Source organism: Desulfosarcina sp. (assembly GCF_041551955.1).
Classification (GTDB): Bacteria; Desulfobacterota; Desulfobacteria; order Desulfobacterales; family Desulfosarcinaceae; genus Desulfosarcina.
The window spans coordinates 1-4062 of the sequence record NZ_JBFELV010000453.1; the positions used below are offsets into that span (position 1 = coordinate 1).

Genomic DNA, 4062 nt, shown 5'->3' on the forward strand with positions numbered 1-4062 from the left:
CTCACACAGGACCACCGGGATGCCTTTTATCCAGGCGGCCAGGGCCACCGGCCCGGTGGCGTATCCGCCGACGCCGACCACCAGGTCCGCCTGCGCCTCGGCCAGAATACCGGCGGAATGAAACAGGGCGCCGGGAATTTTCATGGCCGCCCGCGCCTTTGCCCACAGCCCTCTTCCCTTGATCCCCTCGATGGCAATGGTTCGATGGGGATAACCGGCCCGGGCAAGGGCCTCTTTCTCGAATGGCCGACCGGCCCCCACGAAGAGGATCCGGCTTTGTGGATTTCTCACGACAAACTCCCCTGCAACGGCAATTCCGGGAAACAAGTGCCCGCCGGTGCCGCCACCGGCAACAACCACCTTGAGTGGTCGCCAGGTGTTTTCGGATTCAACAGCGTGCATCCCGCGCTCCGATATTCATCATGATCCCCACTGCCGCCATGTTGATCAGCAGGCTCGTCCCGCCATAGCTGAGAAAGGGCAGTGTCAGCCCTTTGGTAGGCAGCATGCCCAGCGCCACCCCCATGTTGATGCAGACCTGAAGGCCCAAGGTCACCGTGATGCCCATGGCCAGCAGGGAGCCAAAGCGATCCTGGGCGTGGCGAGCGATGCGGACGCCCCGCATGAGCATGATGCCGTAAAGCAGAATTACGATCATGACCCCGATGAGCCCTAGTTCTTCCCCTACCACGGAGAAGATGAAATCCGTGTGGGGCTCGGGAAGGTAAAACAGCTTCTGATATCCCTTGCCGATGCCCGCACCGGTGATTCCTCCGGTGCCGAATGCCATCAGCGAATGGACGATCTGGTATCCCTCGTCCGCCGGGTACTGCCACGGATCCATAAAGCTCATCAGCCGCTTGACCCGGTATTCGGCATGGGTCATAAACAGCCAGGCCATGGGCGCCAGCACCAGAACGACCGACAGCAGGTGGGTGATGCGGCACCCGCCGACGAACAGCATGATCCAGGTCAAGGCGGCGAAAATTAGGATAGACCCAAAATCGGGTTGAACCAGCAGCAGCCCGGTAAAGAGACCCAGAACCAGAAAATGGGGCAGGAAACCCACGTAAAAATCGCGCACCTGCTCTCCCTTTTTGCTCATGGAGTAGGCCATGTAGATGACCAGGGCCAATCGCGCCAGTTCTGACGGCTGAAACTGGACGGGCCCGAGTTGGAGCCAACGGGCCGATCCGCCTGCCGTCACGCCCCACCCGGAAAAGACCACCGCCACCAGCATCGCGATGGCCGCCGCCAGAACGGGATAAACGAGCACACGGTAGAGCCGGAACGGGACGTAACTGAACGTCACCAGCACCACAATGCCGATCAGTGAGAACATGGCCTGTTTTTTCAAAAAGAAATAACCGCTGCCAAACTTCTTGACGGCCAGGGCGCTGCTGGCGCTGTAGACCATAACGATACCCATGCCCACGAGCAGCAACACGGGAAACAGCAGTCCCAGGTCGTAGACCAGCGGTTGAGTCCCGTTTCGTTTGGCAGCTGCGGTCATCCTAGCCTTTCTACGATTTCCCGGAACCGGTCACCCCGCTGGGCATAGTTATCGAACATATCGAAACTGGCGCAAGCCGGGGAGAGCAAAACGATTTCCCCGTCCACCGCCGCATCGTATGCCTTTTCAACCGCCTCCTGCATGGACCCGGCCTCGAGGATTCCCCGTTCCGGGTCGCCGGCCAGGGCGGTGACGATCTCGTCTTTGGCTTCCCCCATGACCACCAGGGTTTTAACCCGGCGGCGCACCTGGGATTTGAGCGCGCTGAAGTCACCCTTCTTGTTCTGCCCGCCCATGATCAGAATCACCGGATCGTCGAAGCACGCCAGCGCCCGGTTCACCGCATCCACGTTCGTGGCCTTGGAGTCGTTGACAAAGCGCACACCGCGCACTCGTCCCACCGTTTCCAGGCGGTGGGAAAGCCCCTGAAATTCGTCGATGGCCTGCTGGATGCCTGCATCAGAGGCACCCTGTTCACGGGCGGCCAGACAGGCGGCAGCCGTATTTTCCCGGTTGTGGGGACCAATGAGACCGGCCTTGTCCAGCCTGAAACTGCCCGTCTGCCGGCCCGCATCGACCAGAAGGATCTTGTCCTTTAATATCTGGGCACCGTTGACGACGGCCTTCTCCGAATAGAGCCTCCTGCGGGCATGGGGCGGGCGGCGGTCGATCATGGCGGCCACCGTGGCATCCATGGCGTTGAGCACCGCCACATCGCTTGGCAGTTGATTTTCGAATATCCGCCACTTTGAATCCGCGTAGGCGTAAAAGGTCGGATATCGGTCCAGATGGTCGTCGGTGATGTTGAGCATCACGGCGGTTTGCGGCCTGAAATCGACAATGGTGTCCAGCTGAAAACTACTCACTTCGGCCACTACCACATCGGCCGGGGCATGGGCACCGTCCGCATAGGCAATCAGCGGTGTGCCGATGTTTCCTCCCACAAACACGTTCTTTCCGCTTTTTCTGAGCATGTTCCCCACCAGTTCGGTTGTCGTGGTTTTTCCATTGGTGCCGGTGACCGCCAGAATCGGTTCGGTGATATACCCGGCAGCCAGCTCCATCTCTCCGATCACCGGCGTTCCTTTGGCCCAGGCCGGTTCGAGCATCGGCAGGGTGTGAGGCACGCCGGGACTGAGCACCACCAAGTCGGCGGTTTCAAAATCGAACGCATCATGCCCGCCCAGCTTGAGCCGGACGTTCAGTCCCGCCAGGGCCTCGGCCGGCGCTTTCAGGGTGTCGGCCGGCGCACGATCCGTCACCGTCACCCGGGCACCCTGGTTGACGAGGAACCGGGCGGTTGCCACCCCGGACCGCCCCAGGCCCACTACAACAACAGATGCGTTCCGAAGATCCATTCTCACCCAAATTTTTCTTTAAACCCGGCCAAGGCATCGGAATTTAGTTAAATAACAAGCACCCAATTCCAGATAAATTCCAAATTACAATAACCAAATCTCAAATTGGAATGGCATCCTTCAAGATCATTCGGTTTGGAATTTTGAACTTTGGTCATTGTGATTTATTTGTTATTTGATTTTTGGTTTTTGTTATTTATCATCTAAGTTTCAGGGTACTCATGGATATCAATGCCAGGGCAATGGCGATGATCCAGAATCGCACGATCACCTTCGGTTCCGGCCACCCTTTCAATTCGAAATGATGATGGATGGGCGCCATGCGAAAAATGCGGCGGCCCTTGGTCATCTTGAAAAAACCCACCTGGAAAATCACGGAGAGGGCCTCGATGACAAACAGGCCGCCCACCAGCACCAGCAGAATCTCCTGCTTGGTAATCACGGCGACGGTGCCCAACGACGCCCCCATGGAGAGCGAGCCCACATCCCCCATGAACACCTGGGCCGGATAGGCGTTGAACCACAAGAACCCCAATCCGGCGCCGGCCAGGGCGCCACAGTAAACCGTGATCTCCCCGCATCCTGCCACCGGGGCAATCTGCAGGTAGTCGGCGATGCGCGCATGACCGGCGACATAGGCAAAAATCATGTAGGTGACGGCGGCGATGATCACCGGCCCAATGGCCAGACCGTCAAGACCATCGGTCAGGTTGACGGCGTTGGACGCCCCTACGATGACCAGGGCGGCGAAAAAGATGTATCCCCATCCCGGATCCGGGGTCAGCCGTTTGAAGAACGGCACGCTGAGCTTGGTCGAAAACTCGGGCACCATGTAGGCCAACAGTCCCACCAGCAGTGCCAGAAGCACCTGCAGAAGCAGTTTCTGGCGGGCCGTAAGGCCCAGATTGCGCTTTTTCACCTGCATCAGGTAGTCGTCCGCAAAACCAATCGCCCCGAACCCCAGGGTGGCCAGCAGGGCGATCCACACATAGCGGTTGGTCAGATCGGTCCACAACAAGGTGGAGCCGACGACCGCGAAAATGATCAGCACGCCGCCCATGGTGGGGGTGCCGGCCTTTTTGTAGTGGTCCTTGGGTCCGTCCTCCCGGATGTATTGCCCCACCTACATCATGGCAAGACGCCGAATCACCCAGGGCCCAAGCAGAAAACAGATTAAAAAGGCCGTCAGGC

The 4062-nt window shown here is 58.9% G+C and carries 3 protein-coding genes and 1 pseudogene; all 4 read right to left on the reverse strand.

Annotated features, from left to right (window positions below):
* Positions 1 to 402: glycosyltransferase (locus ABYV26_RS22285; RefSeq protein WP_372683558.1), on the reverse strand; the 402-nt coding region annotated here is incomplete at its 3' end.
* Entirely contained in the window at positions 389 to 1513 is a 1125-nt protein-coding gene (gene ftsW, locus ABYV26_RS22290) for a putative lipid II flippase FtsW (RefSeq protein ID WP_372683559.1), read from the reverse strand. The genes ftsW and ABYV26_RS22285, both read right to left, overlap by 14 nt.
* Positions 1510 to 2871: a UDP-N-acetylmuramoyl-L-alanine--D-glutamate ligase gene (gene murD, locus ABYV26_RS22295; protein WP_372683560.1), complete on the reverse strand. Its 1362-nt coding sequence runs from the start codon at positions 2869 to 2871 to the stop codon at positions 1510 to 1512. Before murD ends, ftsW begins: the two co-directional genes overlap by 4 nt.
* 199 nt (positions 2872 to 3070) lie before the next feature.
* Positions 3071 to 4062, reverse strand: a pseudogene (mraY, locus tag ABYV26_RS22300) (phospho-N-acetylmuramoyl-pentapeptide-transferase); the annotation flags it as partial.

What these genes read in the sequence shown, in the direction of transcription:
- ftsW (WP_372683559.1), bottom strand. Translation starts at nt 1,513, where the DNA reads ATGACCGCAGCTGCCAAACGAAACGGGACTCAACCGCTGGTCTACGAC.
- murD (WP_372683560.1), bottom strand. Translation starts at nt 2,871, where the DNA reads ATGGATCTTCGGAACGCATCTGTTGTTGTAGTGGGCCTGGGGCGGTCC.